The following is a 20441-nucleotide window of genomic DNA, read 5'->3' on the forward strand; positions in this document are numbered from 1 at the left end:
GGATCATACCCATAACGTTTCTCATACACTATCCAGAAAGGAGTTATGAACCTTATGGATAGAAACTGCAAACTAAGCAATGTGACACAAGCTTATCTGAATGCTTATTATAATATTCTAAATACCATGATTAGAAGAATGACATGTGTTCCGCTATCGTGTAGTATATCAGACACCTTTATTCAACAGATGATACCGCATCATATCGCAGCTATTGAGATGTCTCGTAATATTCTTAAATACACGACCAATCTTGAAATACAGCGTATTGCTACAAGTATCATTTCAGCACAAACCAAAAGTATCTCCAATATGCAAGCTATCCAGTGCAAATGTAGAATGCTGACGAATACAGATTTTGAACGATCTCAATACATGAAGAAATTCGAGCAAATAACGCAAACGATGTTCTCAGAAATGGGATCGGCAACTGTAACCAACGGAGTGAATGCGAATTTTGTACGAGAGATGATACCCCATCATGAGGGCGCTGTACGAATGTCAAACAACGTTTTACAGTTTAATATCTGCCCAGCACTAAAACCTATTTTATATGCAATAATAACCACTCAATGCGAAGGCATTAAACAATTAAAAAAACTATTAACGCACCTCGATCATTGCTGATATAAACCGAACAAAAAAGCAATTGCCCCGGCACATCCGGATAACTGCAATTGCTTTTTTATTCACTTACTAATTCTTTAGAAAGCTTACGGCACTACGTAGATATTGGGTTTAGACACAGTGGGCATACCGTTGCCTAGGAAAAATCCTGTGTGCGGAGGTTGATTGTAAGCTGTATTCTGCCAGGCAATGCTCAACCGATATACTGGATCATGCATTAAGGTATATATTTTATTAGTGGTGATGTTCGTAGTTGTATAGATTCGTAGAGCCGAGTTATCGGACTTTCTCCAGATAGCCTCTTCGCGCCAGTCTCCAAGCAGGTCGGCCTGTAGGCTTGGCGTTGCTTTGGTACTATTGTTGGATGCTACGCTCGCTCCGGTTAATAAATTGGTAACGGAGTTGCTTGCAGGGTTCCATTTATCAATCTTGACACCATCCAGCAGTTCGCGGGACAAGTCGCCATCCCACCAAATTCCAAAATTCACAGAAGGCATTGTGCTGCTTATTTTGGTGCCTGTAATGGAGTAGAGGCCAACGCCGTGAGCCCATACCTCTTCCCCGGGATAATTGGGATCAATATCGGCAGCCATCCCCCGGCCGGTATCTTTTCCCGTGTATACACCCCATAAGACCGTCCCGTTTGCAGCATCCCATACCGCAGCGCCATAGGGAGAACTAGTATTTTCCATGACTTTAAAAACTTCGAGACCGGGGCGGTTCGGATTTAAATCGCCTACATGCAGCGCGTCTCCATGACCCAGCCCTGTATTGTATAAGGTCGCACCGTTATTATCAATGGTTAAGGCACCATAAATGATCTCATCCTTACCATCGTTATCCACATCGGCTACACTTAAGCTATGATTACCTTGACCGGCGGTTCCAGCATTGGTGGAGCTATTGCTATCAAAGGTCCATTTACGAGTCAAAGCACTGCCATTCCAGTCAAAAGCTACAACGACTGTGCGTGTATAATAACCACGTGCCATAATGATGCTTGGATGTACTCCATCCAGATAGGCTACTCCTGCTAAAAAGCGGTCTACTCGATTGCCGTAATTGTCACCCCAACTGGATACCGTTCCTCTGGCAGGAACATAATCAATTGTGGTTAAGGCTTTCCCCGTTTGTCCGGAAAATACACTCAGATATTCAGGTCCGGTCAGGATATATCCACTGGAATTGCGATAATCTGCACTTACGTTTCCAATGGTTACGCCAACTCCGTCAACCGTACCGTCTGCTGTTTTGCAGACTACTTCGGCTTTACCATCACCATTGAAATCATAGACTAGAAATTGAGTATAATGTGCGCCAGCCCGAATATTTTTGCCCAGATCAATTCGCCATAGCCGAGTTCCATTCAGCTTATAGGCATCCAGATAGACGTTGCCAGTATAGCCACTTTGCGAGTTGTCTTTGGAATTGGAAGGATCCCACTTCAATACGATTTCATATTCCCCGTCACCGTCTAAGTCACCCACGCTGGCATCATTGGCACTATAGGTATAACTTACGCCATCTGGCGTAGTGCCGCCAGCCGGAATTTGAATTGGAACGTCCAAATAATTGTTGGCCCATACATTTGCTGCTGGAGAATCAGATTGCTCAATACCGCCAACGATTGCTCGAACTGTATAGCTAGACGAAGCTGTGCCGGCGTTATCCTGATAATTCGTGCTGTCCGTGATTGGGGTAACGTTTACTTTTGTGCCATTGCGGTATAAATTAAAAGAAACCGACAGTTCTTCTGTTCCGAGTAGCCGCCAGCTCACAAATACACCGCTGGATACCTTGACTGCTACTAGTCCCCGACTTAGCTTTTCCGCTTGCCGGGCAGCTGCTGCCGAAACAGAGGAAAGAGAGCCAAAAGCTGCCGTCCCTAACGTAAAGACTAAAAACCAAATGATTACAAGATATCCTGACTGATGTAACCGCTTACTCATTAACGAAGCCTCCTTTTCATTTTTGGTTCACGAGGGTTACACAGGATGTCATAGTGAACAGTACATAATATTTCATAAAGACAAAAATATGTTTTAAATTTACTTGAACCATTTTAAATGAGTACGACTTTACTCACACAGAAAGGAATACATAACATGGAAAATATAAGCTATAATTTAAAATTCGCTACACTTTGTGCCAAATATAATCTGGGTCTGTTGATGAATGAACCTGAACCGATAACAGGTGGACTCTTGCACAGAATGTATCGCCTGCAAACGGATAAAGCGCAATACGCAGTAAAGGCCTTAAATCCTCAAATTATGCAACGAGATACAGCCATGTCTAATTATATTTTTTCTGAAATGGTTGCGAATCTGGCTTATCAAAAGGGGATCCATGCTGTTCCGGCAATCGTATCTAATGGCAGTAGTATGCACGAGGTTGAGGGGCAATTTTATTTATTGTTTCCATGGGTTCAGGGGAAGGCATTACCTTTAGGTGAAATAGATTTAGATTGTTGTAAAAAGATTGGGGCAATTCTTGCGCAGCTCCACATCATCGATTTCTCACAGGGAACGGATGATCATCACTTTGAAACGCTTATAGCGTCTAATGCTGCAGTTGCCAATTGGAAAGAGCTTGCTCTCAAAGGAGAGCAGCAGCGTGCAGAATGGTCAAGCTTGCTGGCAGATCACCTGCATAAGATAGAGAATTGGGAGGCATTGATTCATTCTTCAGCGAGTCTATTGACGAATCATTATGTTATCAGCCATCGGGATTTAGACCCCAAAAATGTCTTGTGGGATGAGCGGCAAGCTCCAATAATAATCGATTGGGAAGCAGCAGGACCTATTCATCCGACGTTAGAGCTGATAGATGTAGCTTTATATTGGTCAGGTTCTGAATCGGGAGATTTAAGCAAAAAGGCATTCTCAAATTTGATTAACAGCTATCTGGAGCATGGCGGAGAGATTTATGCGGATTGGCAGGTTGTGCTCAACTATGGCTTTTTGGGAAAATTAGAATGGTTAGCTTACAATATCAGACGTTCGCTAGGACTGGAGAGCTCGGATGACGCAGAACGGGAGCTGGGTACTTGTGAGGTAATCCGTACGATTAATGCATTACAGAACTATGCAGATTTTATTCCACAATGTTTATTATGGTTGGGAGATTTAGATAACCGTCACTACCTTTGGTGAGGATCATTTAGCAGGCCAACCTGCCAGGGAGTTTTATCGGAAATTAGGATTTAGTCCTTTGCAGGAATATGTTCCCGATGGACCGGATGGGGGTTCACGCCAAAAGTTTAAACTGACTGTAAGTTAAAAAGGAGGACTTATGAAGAAGTTTATAGTTATATCTGGCGTCTCGCTATTTTTACTGGCGATTTCTTTTAACCCATTGTTCAACTATATACGTGAGTATATAATTTCTGATCAAATAAATCAGCGTTATGAGATAAAGCATGCTGAAAAAGAATATAACCCAATAAACGTACAAGAGATAACGGTTGCTCATAAGAATATTAAAATCAGGGAAGAAAAAACAGGCAGGAAAGCAGATATGACTCCATGGGATGAAGAGGAGAAGGCCCCGCCTGGTGTTATTGTCAAAGTTCAGTTCTTATTAAATGATCAAAAAATCTCCACCCCTGATGAAATATGGCTATCCAATCGGGACAGAGGCAGCAGATATTTTTCGTGGATAGATATTCTCACAGTAAAGGACCGAAAGACTGGTGAGGAACAAGTAAGTATAGTCCAAAGACTGACCGATGATAGTCAACCCATGGAAACAAGAAAATGGAAAATCATCACGATTGCACAAAACGGAGATGTAGACGAAGAGGTTCTCAGCTATGCGCAAAGAAGCAACAATCATTTAGGTGTCAAGCTAATCGAGTTCTCCGGTACCTCCCTTATAGGTATGGGGTATTATTCAGATGTTACTAAGGCCTATCCTAGTATTTTCTTCCCACTCCTATTTCCGTTTCTAACTGGAATAGCGGGTCTCCTGTTATTGATTTTTCTGGTTGTTCTATTACTGTTTGAGCTTCATCTTAGACGCGTTATTAGAAAAAGAGGGAGATAAAGAACACAGGATACATTCTGAAATTACTTGTAGTTTCGAATTACCTTTAATTTAGTGATAGTTGATAAGGCAAACAGCAGCAGTAAGACTCCGATTGAACCCATGACAGGACCAGGGCTGAAGAGATCAGACAAGAACGAGACAGCAGTAAGACCAATGGATGGGGCTACACTCATGATAGAACCTAATACACCGAACACCCTACCCTGGATGTCTTCTGAAACTTCCAGCCTAAGGATTGTATTAATCAGCAACGTGGAGAATGAGAACATGAAGCCAATCACAAGAATGATAGGAATGGCAATCGCAGCGGAAGTGACGAATGATAACAGGAGGTACAGGGGACCGAGACATAGCAGTCCAGTCATAATAAGGAAACCTCTGTTTTTCAATTTGGAGCCAAGCAGCAAGATCAGTCCGGACCCGATCATATAACCAAGTGGAATACAGGCTTCAATAAGTCCAAACTGAAAGGGAGTGGAATCCCACACTTTGACGGCCATAACCTGCGTCAACATCAGGGAGGGGACAAAAAATAAGGTTAAGGTAGGAAGCATAATCATAACGGCGCGTGCGAAAGGATACCTCCTAATATAGCGAATTCCATCAACCAGATCCTGTGTGAATTTCCGTTCTTTCTTGGGTGCGTTATTTAATTGAGTTGGCAAAGGAAGGGAGCGAACTGCTAAAACGAGCAGAAAGGAGAGGAAAAATGTAGCTCCATCAAATAAAATAGCGTCGGCTGCTCCAAAACTCGCTACGAAAATCCCACCGGCTGAATAACCAATAGTCCGGCAGATGTTTTCAGACAAGTTCAACAATCCTACCGCTTTTTGTAGATGTTCTTTACCAACAACAGTAGTGATAGAAGCTTGGTATGCCGGGGACTGGAATAAAGCTGAAACGGTCGTAAGACCCGTCAGTATAGCGACTATAATGAACGATGTAGAGGGCAGGGAAATGGCTAAAGCAAGTGTCACTACGAGTCCGCAACTTATCAGATCGGTGATCAGCATGAGGGTTCGACGATTGACCCTATCCGCAAAAGTTCCCCCTATCGATCCAAGTAAAGAACTGAGCACTAAATTGATTATCGTGATGATGGCAATCATTTTGGCGCTGCCGGTCGTTTGCAGTACCCATAAACTTAAAGCAATACTATGAAAAGTGTTACCGAATAAGGAAATGGAGTACGAACTGAGTAGCAGCAGGAATCTCCGATTTCTCCAAAGAGAGGGATGAGCTTGAACAGCAGGGGGAACTTGTTTCACTAATACAGGACCAGACATAAGTTATGCTCCCTTCAACTTAAACGCTTAAGTGAATAGACAAAAAAATTATTCTACAAAATAACAATTATTTTCTTGTGCGGAGTAGTCAGAATGATGCAATAATTTGTCCATTAGTTCAAATGCAGTAGCCGCTTTATCCCCTGTGAAAATGAATTTATGAACGTCATCGCCTAATATTTCCGGACAATTGCAGGTGCAAAGAACAGAGAGTTGTTCGAACCTCCCGTTTTTTTCAACGTAACTTCCAATAAACTCATTAATGACAATGGCCTCTTTATAGCCCCCCTCCTGTAAGAATGTATTTAATTCCTCCAAATTGACAACGGTAAATATCGCTTCTTCAGGTAATGGAATACTGTCCTGAATAAAGCGGGTGAGGAAAGAGTTATTGAAGCTCTCCATAATTAAACATACCTGTGAAAGGTCCTGTGGTTTTACCTTTTGTAGAGCTGCTCGATAGTTGAAAAGGACCTGCTTAAAGAGTTTATCTTCAATCATGCTGTCGATCAGAATCAAAGGAATTCCTTCTACAAAATGCTTGGAGATCGAATAAAAGGCTTCCTCGCGCACATCGATTAGAAATACAGCCTCCAGCTTTCTTTCTACGATAATATCCAAAGAAGGCTGATCAACATCAAGTGAATATAGCAGCGTATGGTAACCAGCATTTGTTAACCGTTGTTCCAAGGCATGTATAAATGAGAACTGGGCATGGAGCTTCCAGTGTGGTGTATGGGCTGAGGTGTTAACAAGCACACCTACCAATCCTGTTTTCTGATTCGCAAGTGAACGTGCCGCCAGATTGGGTATGTAGTGTAGTTCCTCGGCAAGCTGAAGAATCTGCTGGCGCGTTTTCTCAGGAATGGTTTGGTTGCCGACACGATTCAGAACATAGCTCACTGTTGCGACGGAGACATTGGCACGAAGTGCGATGTCCTTCATGGTTGTCTTTTTCACCAGTAAATAGCTCCCTTATCCTTGTGATATTTTCTAAAGATTAACATTCTGATCCCAAAGCGTCAATGGGAAGTGAGTGTGCAGTTAGATGACCCTGCTAGGTTCTAGAAATGGAAGAATTACGGTGAAATTAATCTATCGGAATCAATAGATTCCATGTTATTCTAGTTAATAAAAATAATAGAAATAGGGGAAGTGTCGATGAAAAAATTGCTCCATGTTCTCTTTGTTTTAGTATTACTAATAGGTTTAAATGTAAGTGAAGGGAACACTGCATCTGCTGTACAGGCTAAACAGGTGTTGCGTATTGGTTTTGATTATATTCCTGTAGATCTAGATCCTGCCTCTTCCACAGATAGTAGTACGACTACGGTCATTAAAGGGATATTTGAGGGATTGGTGCGTTTGAATGATGCGGGAGAGGCGGTTCCCGGGATAGCCAAGTCGTGGACAGTCTCCAAGGATGGGAAAACATACACGTTCTCCTTGCGGCCGAGCGCAAAATGGAGTAATCAGCAGCAGGTTAAGGCTTCAGATTTTGAGTATGCATGGAAACAAGCGCTTGCACCTCAGTCTATGAATAGCTATGCATTCAAAATGTTCATAATTGCTAACGCAGAGAATTATCATAAAGGGAAGCTAAAGGAGTCTTCGAAAGTGGGTGTGAAAGCGTTAAATAACGATACACTCCAAGTGACTTTGAATGAAAAAACTTCACATTTCCCGCAGCTTCTCGCGGAAAGTATTTACATGCCAATTAATGCGCAAGTCGCGAAAGCAGATAAGAATTGGGCGTACAATATTAAAACTATGGTTACTAATGGCCCTTTTAAACTGCAACAGTGGGATGAAAATTCGATTCATCTAATTAAAAATCCAAACTATTATGCGGCGCAAGAAATTCGTTTCTCAGAGGTGCATCTACTTCGGCCTAAAGCTGGAACACCTTCGCCAACTATGGCCTACTTAAACAATGAAGTTGACTGGGTAGGGGCAAAAGATGAGCTGATAGATAAGGCTTCTTTAAATTCTGTATTCCCTCAGGAGTTATATGCTTTGCCGTATGCTTCTACATATTATTATCAGTTCAATCTAAGCAAAGCACCTTTCAAAAATCTGAAGATACGTAAAGCATTAGCCATGGCAGCTAACCGAGAATCTATCGGCTATGGTACACCTGCTTACGGTTTTATTCCTCGGAGTATTCGTGGTTCCAAGTTGAATTTTAGATCAGAGATTATTGATACACGGTATTTCAAAGAGGATGTAATACAGGCTAAGAAATTACTTCAGGAAGGTTTGAAGGAAGAGGGCTTAACTCAGCTTCCTAGTTTTTCGATTATTATAAATGAAGGTCATGAAGAAATTGCAGAAGCCGTTATTAACAGCTGGAACAAAAATCTGGGCATTACAGTAGGCTTTGAGGTTCAACCCTGGGAAGATCTGCTTGATAATCGTCTTAAGCTGAATTATACAATGGCAAAAGCGGCTTGGGCAGCCGACTATAACGATCCATCGACTTTTTTAGATTATTTCACATCTTGGAGCAGCGATAATGATTCGGGCTGGAGCAGTGCACTTTATGATAGTTATATTAAACAAGCTAGGCTTACATTAGACACTAGCGAACGAAACAAGCTTTATGCAAAAGCTGAAAAAATGCTCATTGACCAAATGGTCATCCTTCCGCTGTATTATTTTTATGCTGATGTTTTGCATAAACCTAACATTAAAAAAGTAAGTGTAGAGTATGATGGTTCCATATCTTTTTCAAGAGGGTATTTAATCTAAAAAATTATAGTAATAAAGACTATGAGGATACTTCCGCAGTTATTGGGAGTGTCCTTTTTGTATGGAATTAATCACCTTTGTGAAACCGCTTCAGATAACGACACAATATTGTGAAAATTTTCACCTGTTTATTAAAAATTTTAATATATAATTAATTTATAATCAAAAACAAGGGGGATTTAAAATGAAGTTATTTAAAATGATGTTAGTAGCAGGCGTCTCGGTTGCAGTCTTGTCTGGTTGTGGTGCGAATAATAATAATGCAACTAATTCAGCGGCTACTACGGCTCCAGCTACAGAGCAAACGGATGCAGTTACTACAGCTTCAATCGTAAATCAAGCAGATGCGTTTACCAAGGCTGTAAGTAAAGATGGAAACTGGATTATTGCCATTCTAAATGATGTGACCATTGCCCAAGATGTTGTTGTTGAAGGCGAATTCCATGATAAAGGGGCCGCAGACGGCGACATCTACCGTAAGATTGCTCTTTATGCCCAAGACGCTGATCACAAAGTTACTGCCAATTACACACTCACTGTACCTAAGTTAACCGTACAAAGTGAAAATTTGCGAGTTCAAGGCGGAACCATTAAAGGTGATGTTTATGTAGAAGCGAACGGATTTAACCTGCATGAAACCTCGACTATTGATGGAAATCTTTACTTCGCAAACGAAGATGTGAAAGCAACTGCAGGGATTGAAGGTAAAGTGACTGGGGCAACTGAAGTTAAATAAGTTAGTGATGATTTCGATTAGGTAGAAGTAGAAGGACTAAATAGATAGAATTATCCGGATAGGATAGGCAAAAGGAATCAGTAATGAATGGGCTGACTCATAATGGACTACACCCCATCTAGTTACCATATGAGAGCCAACGGCTTCGAAGTAACAAGTAATGGAGTATTGAAGCAGTGAATTATTGGAGTATGAAGTAATGGAGTATGAAGTAATGGAGTATGAAACATTGAAGTGTACAGTAGATGGTTTTAACTGTATTTTGTACAACTAAAATGCTCAAAACGCCCGGCCAATGAAAATAGCTGTATTTTGTACATCTATTTTACTGATTTAATACTCTATAGGCTATTTCTCTAGTTTTTAATTGTATAGAATACACTTAAAGTTAGAATTAGCCCTTGTGGATTATAGATTGCAGTTATCTTACAGATATATCAAGATAGTGCGCTACAACGGAGTGGTTATCCGAAAGCTACGAATGATTAAGCTTAGCTCATAACCTATCAAGCAAATCACAACAGACCCAAAACACCAGTCAGCGAACCTCCAATAACGGAGAATTGCTGCCTGGTTGTTTTTTTGTGGATGATGAATATATGAACTATTGTTGATTTTCTTCCTATTGACTTATAATATTACTACCACTACTAGGAGGAACACATATGTCTAAGGAGTATTCGCGCACATATATTGAGAGCGTAAAGCTTGAAATGTTAAATAGGTTGGGATTAAAGCAGGTGTTCTTCAAGGAGCAAATAGGGGACAGCCTAATTTTTGAAGCTGTGGGCTTTGATAAAGGGGCAAAACACCGCTTTTGCGTTAGACCAAAGACGAAAACGATTGATGAATTCATTTCAGGCAAATGGATGAAGGTCCGCAGTTTTATAATCAAAAGTGTGGATATTTAATGTTGAACGCTAAAAAGGTAGCCCCGTTAATCGGAGTTACCTTTTTATTTTTTGACCCATAGTCATTGATAATGTGAAGTATCTCCATACAGATCGATGGTTGTATTGTTATCAGTTAGGGTTACTTTACATAATGCAGTAGAGAGAATATCCGGTAACTCCCCTATTTCCTGCAATGATTTATTGAGAAAATAAGCCATAATGACTTTTAAAGTCATCCGATGGGTGACGATGAGCACTTCTAGCCCTACGTTATCGTTTATGATGCGCTCCATTGTCGGCACTACTCTTTGTTCAAGCTGCTTGTAAGTTTCACCTGAGGTTAGAGGAATATATAGATCGGGTCTGGTGAAAAAATGGGAATATTGTAAAGGGGATTCTAGTTGTATCTGATCCGTATTCATTCCTTCCCAGCTCCCCATGTTAATTTCCATTAAAGAAACTTGCTGATGAATAGGTAAACTCCGCTTTCCCCGTAAAATCTGTGCAGTATGCAATGCTCTTGGACTAGTACTAGAATAAATTGCGCCTAAGTTTTCTACTTGCAAACGATCTCTCAACCATTCCGCCTGCTGTTCGCCCAAGGCTGTAAGCGCAGAATTTTGATGGCCTTGCATTCGTTTTTGTAAATTCCATTCTGTTTGCCCGTGGCGGGTTAAGTATAATACTGTCTTTGTCATTAACAAAACCTCCCTTATGAATAGTTGTAAGTATAAAAGAAATAAATATAAATAAACAATATATAATAGTTAACATCCATAATGTATAGTTATAGTAAAATGACTGAGGATAAGCGGCGAATACAGATATTATTTTATGAAGTGAGGAAGAGATCACGATGAACTATCATGTATTAAAATTGTTTTATTACGTTGCGATCACAGGTAGTGTGACCAAAGCCTCTGAACGTTTGCATATCAGTCAACCCGCTATATCAGCGCAAATCCGTAAGTTTGAACGGGAGAATCATATTTTATTATTTGAAATTAAAGGAAAGAGGATGGTGCCCACCCCTTTAGGAAAAAGGTTAATCGAACCTCTTGAGAAGTTTTTTGCCATGGGTGATCAAGTCCAGCAAATCATTGAAGACTATCACAAATTTCCTGAGGGGAATCTGCGGATTGCAGGTAATTATTTGGCGACAAGCATCCTCATTCCCCGGTGGGCGTCATTATTTAAACAATCTTTTCCGGAAGTTAACATTCAGATCACTACTACTAATTCTCATGGAGTCATGGAAAAATTGAATAATTTTGAAGCAGACGTGGCGATTTACAGTGATATGGAGTTTCCTTCGCATAATACAGGAGTGTTCGAACATCGGGAGTTATATAGGGACGAGTATGTATTCGTGGTTTCTTCCCATCATCCTTATGCCAATCAGCAGGTTAGCTTTGAAGAAGTGATGTCTGAAGCATTTATTATGAGAGAAGAGGGCAGTGCAGCCAGAGAGCGGCTTGTCCGGTTGTGTGAAGAAAGAAGTGTACAGCAACCAACGATTGGGCTTCAATTTAATGGAGTGAATGAAGTTATTCAAGCTGTGATTGCCGGTTATGGAATTAGTTATGTATCCGCTTTGTTGGCGAAACCTTATCTTGATCAGGGAACATTAGCTAATGTAGCAGTAGAAAATGTAGTCTCCAAGCATTCGATATGGATGGGTTACAGAAAGAAGGAACTTCAAGAAAGCTATATGCAGTCGTTTATTACGCTCGTTATGAAACAATTAAGTTTAAAATAATATTAGGAAATTAAAGATAAGCTTATGGTAAACTATGGATAAAAGTTAGGAGGGGTCATAATGGATCAAATCATATTCAAACAACTTAAGTTTGTGCGTAGTGTTACTGTGCGTGCTGTCGAGGGACTATCTGAGGAAATTTTAGATAGTATTCCAGAAGGTTTTAATAACAATATCCGCTGGAACTTGGGACATATTTATTTGGTGCAAGAGAAGTTTGCCTTTCATTCTGCTAGGGAGCTTATGCAATTGCCGGCAAGCTTTGAACGCTTATTTGCGAAAGGGACTAAACCAGCCGAGTGGAATGAGGAACCGCCAACGCTTGAAGTTTTACTTGAGATGCTTACGGAGCAACCCAAACGGATCCAGGAAGCTTTTCACAATCGCTTAAGTGAGCAAGTAACCCCTCTTACAACAGGAAGTGGATTAACCTTAAATTCAATCGGTGAATTCATAAATTTCACACTTTACCATGAAGGTATGCACTTCAATACAATAAAATTATTAAATCGCTTTGCAGATAAATAAATTCAAATAACAAAAGATATCGATATATAATTGGTATCTTTTGTTAGCTTTATGATCAAAAAAAAGATTTGTAAATGAAAAGGTTATGTGATAATCTAATTTATGTAATACATGTAACCGGTTACACATTGGGGGATGAATTAAAGAATGATGACGATCAAAGATGTCGCAAAAATAGCTGGAGTTTCGGTAGCAACAGTCTCACGGGTTATAAATGAATCTGGATATGTGAATATCGATACTCGCAAAAAGGTTGAGGCAGCGATCAAAGAAATGAATTATACCCCTAATGAGGTTGCAAGATCATTGTACAAGCGGAAATCTAAATTAATCGGGCTGCTCTTGCCTGATATTACCAACCCCTTCTTCCCGCAGTTAGCGCGGGGGATAGAGGATCGGATGCAGGAGCAAGGTTATCGGATCATCTTTGGCAATAGTGATGAGAACGAGGACAAAGAGATGGATTATATTCAAACCTTTATCCAAAATAATGTCATTGGCATGATATCGTCAACCAACTTCCCTGAGAGCGACGTTTATTCTAACTTGAAAATTCCGGTCGTATTTCTGGACCGTACTTCTAACGATAGCCCTTCCGTATACGCAGATGGCAAAAAGGGCGGACGTCTTGCAGCACAAGAGATTATCGCACGGGGAAGCAAAAAAATCACAGTAATACAAGGACCGGCGCATATCAAACCTGCACAAGATCGATTTCTTGGGGCGATTGAAGTACTTAATGAAATGGGAATCAGCTATAATGTGATCCAAACTTCATCCTTCTCCCATACAGTAGCAGAACAATGGGCTGTGGAGTTATTTGCTAAATATATAGATACAGATGGCGTAATTGCCAGTAATGATATTGTGGCGACGGCAGTCATTCATGAAGCACATCGTTTAGGTAAAAGAGTGCCGCAGGATCTGCAAATCATCGGATTTGATGATATCCCGCTTAGCAGCTTGTTGTCACCTGCTTTATCCACCATTCGCCAGCCGGCACATGATATGGGTAGAGAAGCCGCGGGTTTACTTATTAAGCTAATTGAGCAAGATAAGGTGGAAGAGAAGATTATTCAACTACCCGTTAGCTTTGTGGAGCGGGAAACTACAAGAAGTAAAGAATAGATGACAACATGAGAAAGGTTGATGAAAATGGCTAAGATTTGTGTAATTGGCAGCTGTTCAATGGATTTAGTAGTGACTTCGAATAAGCGACCTCACGCGGGTGAGACTGTGCTTGGAGAACAATTCTCCACCGTTCCGGGCGGTAAGGGCGCGAACCAAGCAGTCGCTGCAGCCCGTCTTGGAGCAGAAGTTACGATGGTTGGTTGTGTAGGTGATGATTTCTATGGTACCGCTATCATGGATAATCTGAAAAAGAATCGCGTTTTTACCGCCAATGTGGAACCGGTTACACATGCCGAAAGCGGAACAGCTCACATCATTTTAGCGGAAGGCGATAACAGCATTATCGTTGTAAAAGGAGCCAATGATTTAGTTACTCCTGCATTGGTTGAACGGGCACTTGAGAATATTAAAGGCTCTGACATGGTATTAATCCAACAAGAAATTCCGGAAGAAACGGTGTCTTTTGTAAGTGAGATTTGCCACAAATTCAATGTGCCTATGTTGCTTAACCCAGCACCTGCTCGTCCTATCAGTGAAACGATTATAAACAATGCCACCTATTTAACACCCAATGAACATGAATGTGCAATATTATTTCCTGAGATGAGTACTGCTGAAGCTTTACGCAAATATCCCAATAAGTTATTTATAACCGAGGGCAGCAATGGTGTGCGTTATTACGATGGTAAACAGGAAGTTTTAGTTCCCACCTATAAAGTAAATGCTATAGATACCACTGGAGCAGGAGATACTTTTAATGCGGCATTTGCTGTTGCTCTAGCTGAAGGCAAGTCTATTCGAACTAGTGTAAAGTTTGCCAATCGCGCGGCTTCTTTATCCGTCACAAAATTTGGTGCCCAAGGTGGCATGCCAACAAGAGTAGAGGTGGAGGTGAGTCTTTAATTATGAAAAAACAAGGAATCTTAAACAGTCATATTTCCAAAGTGCTTACTGATTTAGGCCACACCGATACGATTGTCATTGCTGATATTGGATTACCCGTTCCACCTGGTGTTCCAAAGATTGATTTAGCACTTAAATTGGGAGTTCCCAGCTTTCAAGAGCTTGTCGAAATCATTTCAGAGGATATGGTCATTGAGAAAGTTATCGTAGCAGAGGAATTAGCTGAAAAAAATAAAGATACCTCTGAATACTTGAATGACAAATTTAAGGAAATACCTATAGAGGCGATTTCACATGAACAATTTAAATGGTTAACCCAGCATGCGAAGGTCATCATTCGTACGGGGGAAGCTAAGCCTTATGCAAATTGTATTTTACAAGCCGGGGTCTATTTTTGATAAAAAGGGGGTTCAAAGCGTATGCACATTACGATGAAAGATATTTATAAATCTTTTGGGGCTAACCGTGTGTTGACGGGTGTGGATTTTGAACTGAAGGATGGCGAAGTTCATGCCCTGATGGGAGAAAATGGCGCAGGCAAGTCTACTCTGATGAACATTCTGATTGGACTGCATCAGCGTGATCAAGGGACCATTACTATAGATGGTCAGGAAACATACTTTAATAATCCCAAAGAGGCTGAACGTTATGGGATCGCTTTTATCCATCAGGAGCTGAACGTGTGGCCGGATATGACGGTTCTAGATAATCTGTTTATTGGTAAGGAACGAACCTCCAAACTAGGGATCTTAAATATGAAAGAGATGAAAGCGTTAGCAAATGAACAATTTCGTAAGCTCTCCGTAACGATTCCCTTAAATCAAGAGGCGGGGGAATGTTCGGTAGGTGAGAAACAGATGATTGAGATTGCAAAAGCGCTTATGACTCATGCAAAAGTTATCGTCATGGACGAACCGACAGCGGCATTAACCGAACGGGAAATCCAAAAATTGTTCGAAGTCATAACTTCCCTTAAAAAGGAAGGCGTCTCCATCGTGTATATTTCGCACCGGATGGAAGAGATCTTTACGATATGTGACCGAATAACGGTCATGCGAGATGGGAAAACAGTAGACACGAAGCCCATTCCAGAGACTAACTTCGATGATGTAGTTCGGAAGATGGTAGGGCGTGAATTAACTGACCGGTTTCCTGAGCGTACCTCCAAACCCGGAGAGGTTGTTCTTGAAGTCAAAAATGCCACGAAAAAAGGGCAATTTAAAGATGTTAATTTCTCCGTTCGTTCTGGTGAGATCTTAGGCTTCTCAGGATTAATGGGATCTGGACGAACAGAAATGATGAGAACCTTATTCGGATTGGAATCGTTAGACCGTGGTGAGATTATGGTACGGGGAGAAAAGGTCACGATTCGAAATCCCAATGATGCGATGAAGGTGGGGATAGGATTCGTTACGGAGGATCGGAAAGATGAAGGGTTAGTGCTTGATTTCTCTATTCGAGACAATATGGTCCTTACAAATTTATATAGCTTCGCTCCTAAGGGTGTAATCATTGATAAAAAAGAACAAGAATTTGTAGACATACTTATCAAACGGCTGCACATCAAGACACAGTCTTCCTCCACTTTAGTCCGGAATTTATCCGGGGGGAATCAACAAAAAGTGGTCATCGCTAAATGGATTGGGATTGGCTTAAGTGTGCTTATCCTCGATGAACCTACCCGTGGAGTGGACGTAGGAGCTAAACGGGAGATCTACCAGCTCATGAACGAATTAACGGAACGTGGAGTCGCCATTATCATGGTATCGTCAGAGCTTCCTGAAGTTTTAGGAATGAGCGACCGGATCGTAGTGGTTCATGAAGGGGAAATTAGTGGAGAGCTATCACAACTAGAAGCTACGCAAGAAAAAATCATGACGTTAGCTACAGGGGGGCAATAGTAATGACAACTATCAAAGGTGAGAGAGAAAATAAAGGTTTTCAAATCGGGCAAATTACACAGAAGCTAGGTCCATTACTAGGGCTGATTATTCTAATTGTTATCGTTACGGTGTTGAACCCAAGCTTTATGGAGCCCCTTAATATCCTGAACTTGCTTAGACAAGTTGCCATAAATGCGCTTATCGCTTTTGGGATGACCTTTGTTATTCTAACGGGTGGTATCGATTTATCGGTGGGTTCTATTCTAGCCCTATCCAGTGCCTTCACAGCTAACCTGATGTTGTCAGGTTGGGATCCTGTCTTAGCTATTATTGTAGGTTGTTTAGCGGGTGGTGTGATGGGGATGGTCAATGGACTCATGATTACCAAAGGTAAAATGGCACCATTTATCGCTACGTTGGCGACCATGACGATTTTCCGGGGATTAACTCTTGTATACACAGACGGTAATCCAATCACAGGTCTTGGAGACAGCATGACCTTCCAATTGTTTGGTCGTGGATATTTACTGGGAATACCTGTACCTGCTATAACAATGCTCATCGTCTTCGCAGTCTTATGGGTTGTATTGCACAAAACTCCATTTGGTCGTAAAACCTATGCCATTGGTGGTAATGAAAAAGCATCAATTATTTCAGGGATTAAAGTAGACCGCATTAAAATTATGATCTATTCATTGACCGGTATGTTGTCCGCATTGGCAGGAGCTATCCTGACTTCCAGATTGAACTCAGCACAACCCACAGCAGGCACATCCTATGAGCTGGATGCTATCGCAGCTGTAGTATTAGGCGGTACGAGCTTAACTGGTGGTCGTGGACGTATCGTAGGCACATTGATTGGTGCACTGATTATCGGGATTTTGAACAATGGTTTGAACTTGCTCGGCGTATCCTCTTTTTACCAGATGGTGGTCAAAGGGATCGTTATTGCCATTGCCGTACTCATAGACCGTAAGAAAGCCGTATAAGGGGGATTCCAACATGAAAAAGTTAACTTTGATTCTTACTTCCTTACTATTAATTCTCATGACAGGATGTTCCTTGGAGCCTCCAGAGTGGGCTAAGCCTAGCAGTGGTGGAAGCATGGAGAATATGAAGATTGGATTATCCATATCTACATTGAATAACCCCTTCTTTGTATCCGTTAAAGATGGTGTTTTGGCCGAGGCTAAGAAGCAAGGCTTGGAAGTCCTTGTCATTGATGCCCAAAATGATTCTGCTAAACAAAGTAATGACGTCGAAGATTTGATGCAAAAAGGTGTGAATGCGTTATTGATCAATCCTGTAGATTCATCAGCGATCTCGACGGTAGTGCAAACAGCTAACAGTTTAAATATTCCCGTCGTTACGTTGGACCGTTCCGCAGATCAAGGGGATATCAAAGCTCTAGTTGCCTCTGACAATGTAAAGGGTGGCTCTATGGCGGCAGAATATATTGTAGAGCAGCTTGGGAAAGGTGCAAAGGTCATCGAGCTAGAAGGATCCCCAGGAGCGTCAGCGACTCGGGAACGCGGTAAGGGATTCCATGAAATTGCGGACAGCCAGCTAGATGTCATTGCTAAGCAAACGGCTGATTTCGACCGTACGAAAGGCCTGACCGTTATGGAGAACCTTCTACAAGGAAATCCTGGCGTACAAGCAGTTTTCGCTCATAATGATGAAATGGCGCTAGGTGCCATTGAAGCCATTCAAAGTTCAGGCAAGAATATCCCTGTGATTGGTTTTGATGGAAATGAAGATGCACTTAAATCCATCGAAGCTGGTAAATTAACAGGAACCGTTGCTCAGCAGCCTGAATTAATTGGCCAACTAGCCATTCAAGCCGCTAAGGATGTATTAGAAGGCAAAACCGTAGAAAAGCTGATTGCGGCACCGCTTAAACTAGTTGTTAAAGAGTCAAAATAATAACCATTATAGAAAAAGACTGCGCTCACCGATTTGGCGAGCACAGTCTTTTTTGCTGTACATTGCAGCTTATTCTTCAATAACTCTATCCGGTAGCTGTGTAACATAGCTGTCTGACAAATGGAGCAGCTGTAAGGCACGCTCGAATTCGTCTTCTGTGGATTGCAGAGGTTGATCGCCGTTACCAGATAAAGTATAATGCTGGCCATCCTCGAAGCCACTGCCGGATAAGAAGAGCTCTTCGTTATTTACGAAAGATCCTGTTGGCAAATAATACCGTTGTGGAAGTAAGTTATATGTTGATTGATTCAAGAGATCTTGTCCGAAATGAATATGATCTGTAAGAGAGACACCCAATAAATTAGATACGGTAGGTAAAATATCCACTTGCCCGCCCAGCTGTTCTTTTACACTAGGTGTTGTAATCCCTGTCGCTGACATGATCAACGGAATATTAATCAATTCACGTTCCGAATATTCATGGCCGAGAATCTCTTCCAGTAGGAGATGATCATCCTCTTTTAGAGAGAAGATAGGCAGCCCACGATGATCCCCGTACAATACGATCAAGCTGTTATCCCACACTCCGTTTTGTTTGAGCTCATCAATAAAAAGTCCTAGCGCATAATCAGCATAATTCTGAGCCCGAATATAATCGCCAACAAGCGTTCCTTCGAATCGCACTGGAAGTGTCATTTTGTATTTATCCTCTGGGATGGAGAACGGGTTATGAGATGACATCGAAATTACATGGGAGTAGAAGGGCTGGTCATCCTGATCCATTCTTGCCAGCTCTGCAGCGGTTTTTTCATACAAAACTTCATCAGAAGCGCCATAAAATACTGTGTCTTCTTCCCCGAAGTAAGTTTTATCATAATAACGATTGAATCCCAAAGCACTATAAAGCTCACCACGGTTCCAAAAGTCGACTTCGTTCGTATGGAATGTTGCCGTATCGTAACCTTGTGCTTGCAGCAGCTTGGGTAAGCTTGGAAGCTCTTTAGGAGCGTACATTTGGGTAGCTGGACCATCAGGTGGTACATAAAAAGAAGTGTTTACAATAAACTCTGCGTCAGAAGTGTTGCCTTGTCCAACCTGCTGGTAGAAACGCGGGAAGTAGAAGCTGCTGGCCGCAAGCTTGTTCATATTTGGTGTGATTTCTTGTCCATCAATCTTTAGATTGATTAAGAAGTTCTGGAAAGACTCCATTTGCAGAATGATTAGATTTTTTCCTTTGGCGGCTCCAAATAAAACCGGGTTAGAGATCGCTTGAATTCCTTTGGTTTTATCAATAGTGGATTGCGTAATCTCAGAGACGTCAATTTGTTCTTCCTCTTGATCAGCTAGCAGAGAGTAGGCTTCATAATTAAGAATGCCCATTTGCTCCGCTTTAATCGTTTCGTTCATACTGGCACGGTTTGGAAAAATATTCATTGCACAAATGATGATGGAAATACAGAACAGGACTGCCACCGCTTTACGGTTACTTTTGCGCGACATGGCTTTTTTCCAATCCAGTGCTTTCTGTTTTCTAAACATCACCAAGCTGATGACAATGATATCCACAAAGATAAGCATATATTGAGGACGAAGGACCGAAAATATACTTTTCTTTACGGCTCCCACTTGTTTGACCTGATCTAATACTTGCGAAGTAGCAATGATGCCAAAATGATTATGATATACAATTAATGAGAAAAATAGAGTAGTAATCAACACATTGACAAACATGTAAATTGCAATTTTTCGTTTCGTAGCGAACCATTCAATCAAGCAAAAGACTAGAAGTACAAAAGGGATTTCTTTAAGCCAAGTGGTCCAAGTAGGGCCATCTTCAAATAGAAAATACCAGGCAAAATAGCTTTTTACAAGCATAATGAGAGAGAAGAATAGCAGGGATCTTTTACTGAGGGTACGAGGTTCTTTAAACGGCATTGCTTATGCCCATCCTTTTCTTTTTAGATTAGT

19 protein-coding genes are annotated in these 20441 nt (G+C 41.3%); 14 read left to right on the forward strand and 5 right to left on the reverse strand.

The genetic code is table 11. The features are described from left to right. Window positions 1-54: 54 nt before the first annotated feature. Window positions 55-627: a DUF305 domain-containing protein gene (locus MKY63_RS21585; protein WP_076297672.1), complete on the forward strand. Its 573-nt coding sequence runs from the start codon at window positions 55-57 to the stop codon at window positions 625-627. Between the two features lie 86 nt (window positions 628-713). Here the strand turns inward: MKY63_RS21585 and MKY63_RS21590 are convergent, their stop codons facing one another. Next, window positions 714-2576 carry a rhamnogalacturonan lyase gene (locus MKY63_RS21590; RefSeq protein WP_178944157.1) on the reverse strand — a complete coding sequence of 621 codons (1863 nt, stop codon included), beginning with the start codon at window positions 2574-2576 and terminating at the stop codon, window positions 714-716. 156 nt (window positions 2577-2732) lie between these two features. Between MKY63_RS21590 and MKY63_RS21595 the strand changes: the two genes are divergently transcribed. Next, window positions 2733-3782, forward strand: coding sequence for a phosphotransferase (locus tag MKY63_RS21595; protein WP_076272008.1), 1050 nt, complete (start codon window positions 2733-2735; stop codon window positions 3780-3782). Between the two features lie 139 nt (window positions 3783-3921). Next, the gene (locus MKY63_RS21600) at window positions 3922-4674 is read left to right on the forward strand and encodes a hypothetical protein (RefSeq protein ID WP_339809794.1); all 753 of its coding nucleotides are present in this window, start codon (window positions 3922-3924) and stop codon (window positions 4672-4674) included. Window positions 4675-4697: 23 nt separating this feature from the next. Here MKY63_RS21600 and MKY63_RS21605 read toward each other — a convergent pair whose 3' ends face one another. Together MKY63_RS21605 and MKY63_RS21610 are read right to left on the reverse strand one after the other, a co-directional pair. Continuing rightward, a complete protein-coding gene (locus tag MKY63_RS21605; RefSeq protein WP_339809795.1) occupies window positions 4698-5963 on the reverse strand; it encodes an MFS transporter in 1266 nt (421 codons plus the stop codon). Between the two features lie 48 nt (window positions 5964-6011). Further along, window positions 6012-6923 carry a LacI family DNA-binding transcriptional regulator gene (locus MKY63_RS21610; RefSeq protein WP_076147527.1) on the reverse strand — a complete coding sequence of 304 codons (912 nt, stop codon included), beginning with the start codon at window positions 6921-6923 and terminating at the stop codon, window positions 6012-6014. 201 nt (window positions 6924-7124) lie between these two features. Here MKY63_RS21610 and MKY63_RS21615 point away from each other — a divergent pair, with 201 nt between their 5' ends. The 3 genes from MKY63_RS21615 (at window position 7125) to MKY63_RS21625 (ending at window position 10361) form a co-directional block, all read left to right on the forward strand. Then, complete coding sequence (locus MKY63_RS21615) at window positions 7125-8714, forward strand: peptide ABC transporter substrate-binding protein (RefSeq protein ID WP_051491588.1); 1590 nt, start codon at window positions 7125-7127, stop codon at window positions 8712-8714. A gap of 184 nt (window positions 8715-8898) precedes the next feature. Continuing rightward, window positions 8899-9450 (forward strand): polymer-forming cytoskeletal protein, encoded by a 552-nt coding sequence (locus tag MKY63_RS21620; protein WP_076100192.1) that lies wholly within the window; start codon window positions 8899-8901, stop codon window positions 9448-9450. 665 nt (window positions 9451-10115) lie between these two features. Next, on the forward strand, window positions 10116-10361 hold the full coding sequence (locus MKY63_RS21625) for a hypothetical protein (RefSeq protein WP_036688955.1): 246 nt from the start codon (window positions 10116-10118) through the stop codon (window positions 10359-10361). A 62-nt stretch (window positions 10362-10423) separates the two neighbouring features. Here the strand turns inward: MKY63_RS21625 and MKY63_RS21630 are convergent, their stop codons facing one another. Further along, window positions 10424-11041, reverse strand: a complete 618-nt coding sequence (locus MKY63_RS21630; protein ID WP_076147536.1) for a histidine phosphatase family protein — start codon at window positions 11039-11041, stop codon at window positions 10424-10426. Window positions 11042-11199: 158 nt separating this feature from the next. Between MKY63_RS21630 and MKY63_RS21635 the strand changes: the two genes are divergently transcribed. The 8 genes from MKY63_RS21635 to rbsB all read left to right on the forward strand — a co-directional run bounded on the left by MKY63_RS21635 (window position 11200) and on the right by rbsB (window position 18473). After that, a complete protein-coding gene (locus MKY63_RS21635; RefSeq protein ID WP_076317124.1) occupies window positions 11200-12102 on the forward strand; it encodes a LysR family transcriptional regulator in 903 nt (300 codons plus the stop codon). A gap of 60 nt (window positions 12103-12162) precedes the next feature. After that, window positions 12163-12630, forward strand: a complete 468-nt coding sequence (locus MKY63_RS21640) for a DinB family protein (protein WP_076147540.1) — start codon at window positions 12163-12165, stop codon at window positions 12628-12630. 147 nt (window positions 12631-12777) lie between these two features. Continuing rightward, window positions 12778-13758 carry a LacI family DNA-binding transcriptional regulator gene (locus MKY63_RS21645; protein WP_036688945.1) on the forward strand — a complete coding sequence of 327 codons (981 nt, stop codon included), beginning with the start codon at window positions 12778-12780 and terminating at the stop codon, window positions 13756-13758. Window positions 13759-13785: 27 nt separating this feature from the next. Then, complete coding sequence (gene rbsK / locus MKY63_RS21650; protein WP_036689135.1) at window positions 13786-14664, forward strand: ribokinase; 879 nt, start codon at window positions 13786-13788, stop codon at window positions 14662-14664. Window positions 14665-14666: 2 nt separating this feature from the next. Then, window positions 14667-15062: a D-ribose pyranase gene (gene rbsD, locus MKY63_RS21655; RefSeq protein ID WP_038572233.1), complete on the forward strand. Its 396-nt coding sequence runs from the start codon at window positions 14667-14669 to the stop codon at window positions 15060-15062. A 21-nt stretch (window positions 15063-15083) separates the two neighbouring features. After that, a complete protein-coding gene (locus tag MKY63_RS21660; RefSeq protein ID WP_038572232.1) occupies window positions 15084-16565 on the forward strand; it encodes a sugar ABC transporter ATP-binding protein in 1482 nt (493 codons plus the stop codon). A gap of 2 nt (window positions 16566-16567) precedes the next feature. Next, window positions 16568-17536: a ribose ABC transporter permease gene (rbsC, locus tag MKY63_RS21665; RefSeq protein WP_036688938.1), complete on the forward strand. Its 969-nt coding sequence runs from the start codon at window positions 16568-16570 to the stop codon at window positions 17534-17536. Between the two features lie 13 nt (window positions 17537-17549). Further along, on the forward strand, window positions 17550-18473 hold the full coding sequence (gene rbsB, locus MKY63_RS21670; protein ID WP_036688935.1) for a ribose ABC transporter substrate-binding protein RbsB: 924 nt from the start codon (window positions 17550-17552) through the stop codon (window positions 18471-18473). A gap of 69 nt (window positions 18474-18542) precedes the next feature. Here the strand turns inward: rbsB and MKY63_RS21675 are convergent, their stop codons facing one another. After that, window positions 18543-20408: an LTA synthase family protein gene (locus MKY63_RS21675; RefSeq protein WP_076317123.1), complete on the reverse strand. Its 1866-nt coding sequence runs from the start codon at window positions 20406-20408 to the stop codon at window positions 18543-18545. Window positions 20409-20441 lie beyond the last annotated feature (33 nt).

This window comes from Paenibacillus sp. FSL R7-0189, assembly GCF_037969925.1.
GTDB classification, from domain to species: domain Bacteria; phylum Bacillota; class Bacilli; order Paenibacillales; family Paenibacillaceae; genus Paenibacillus_AQ; species Paenibacillus_AQ odorifer.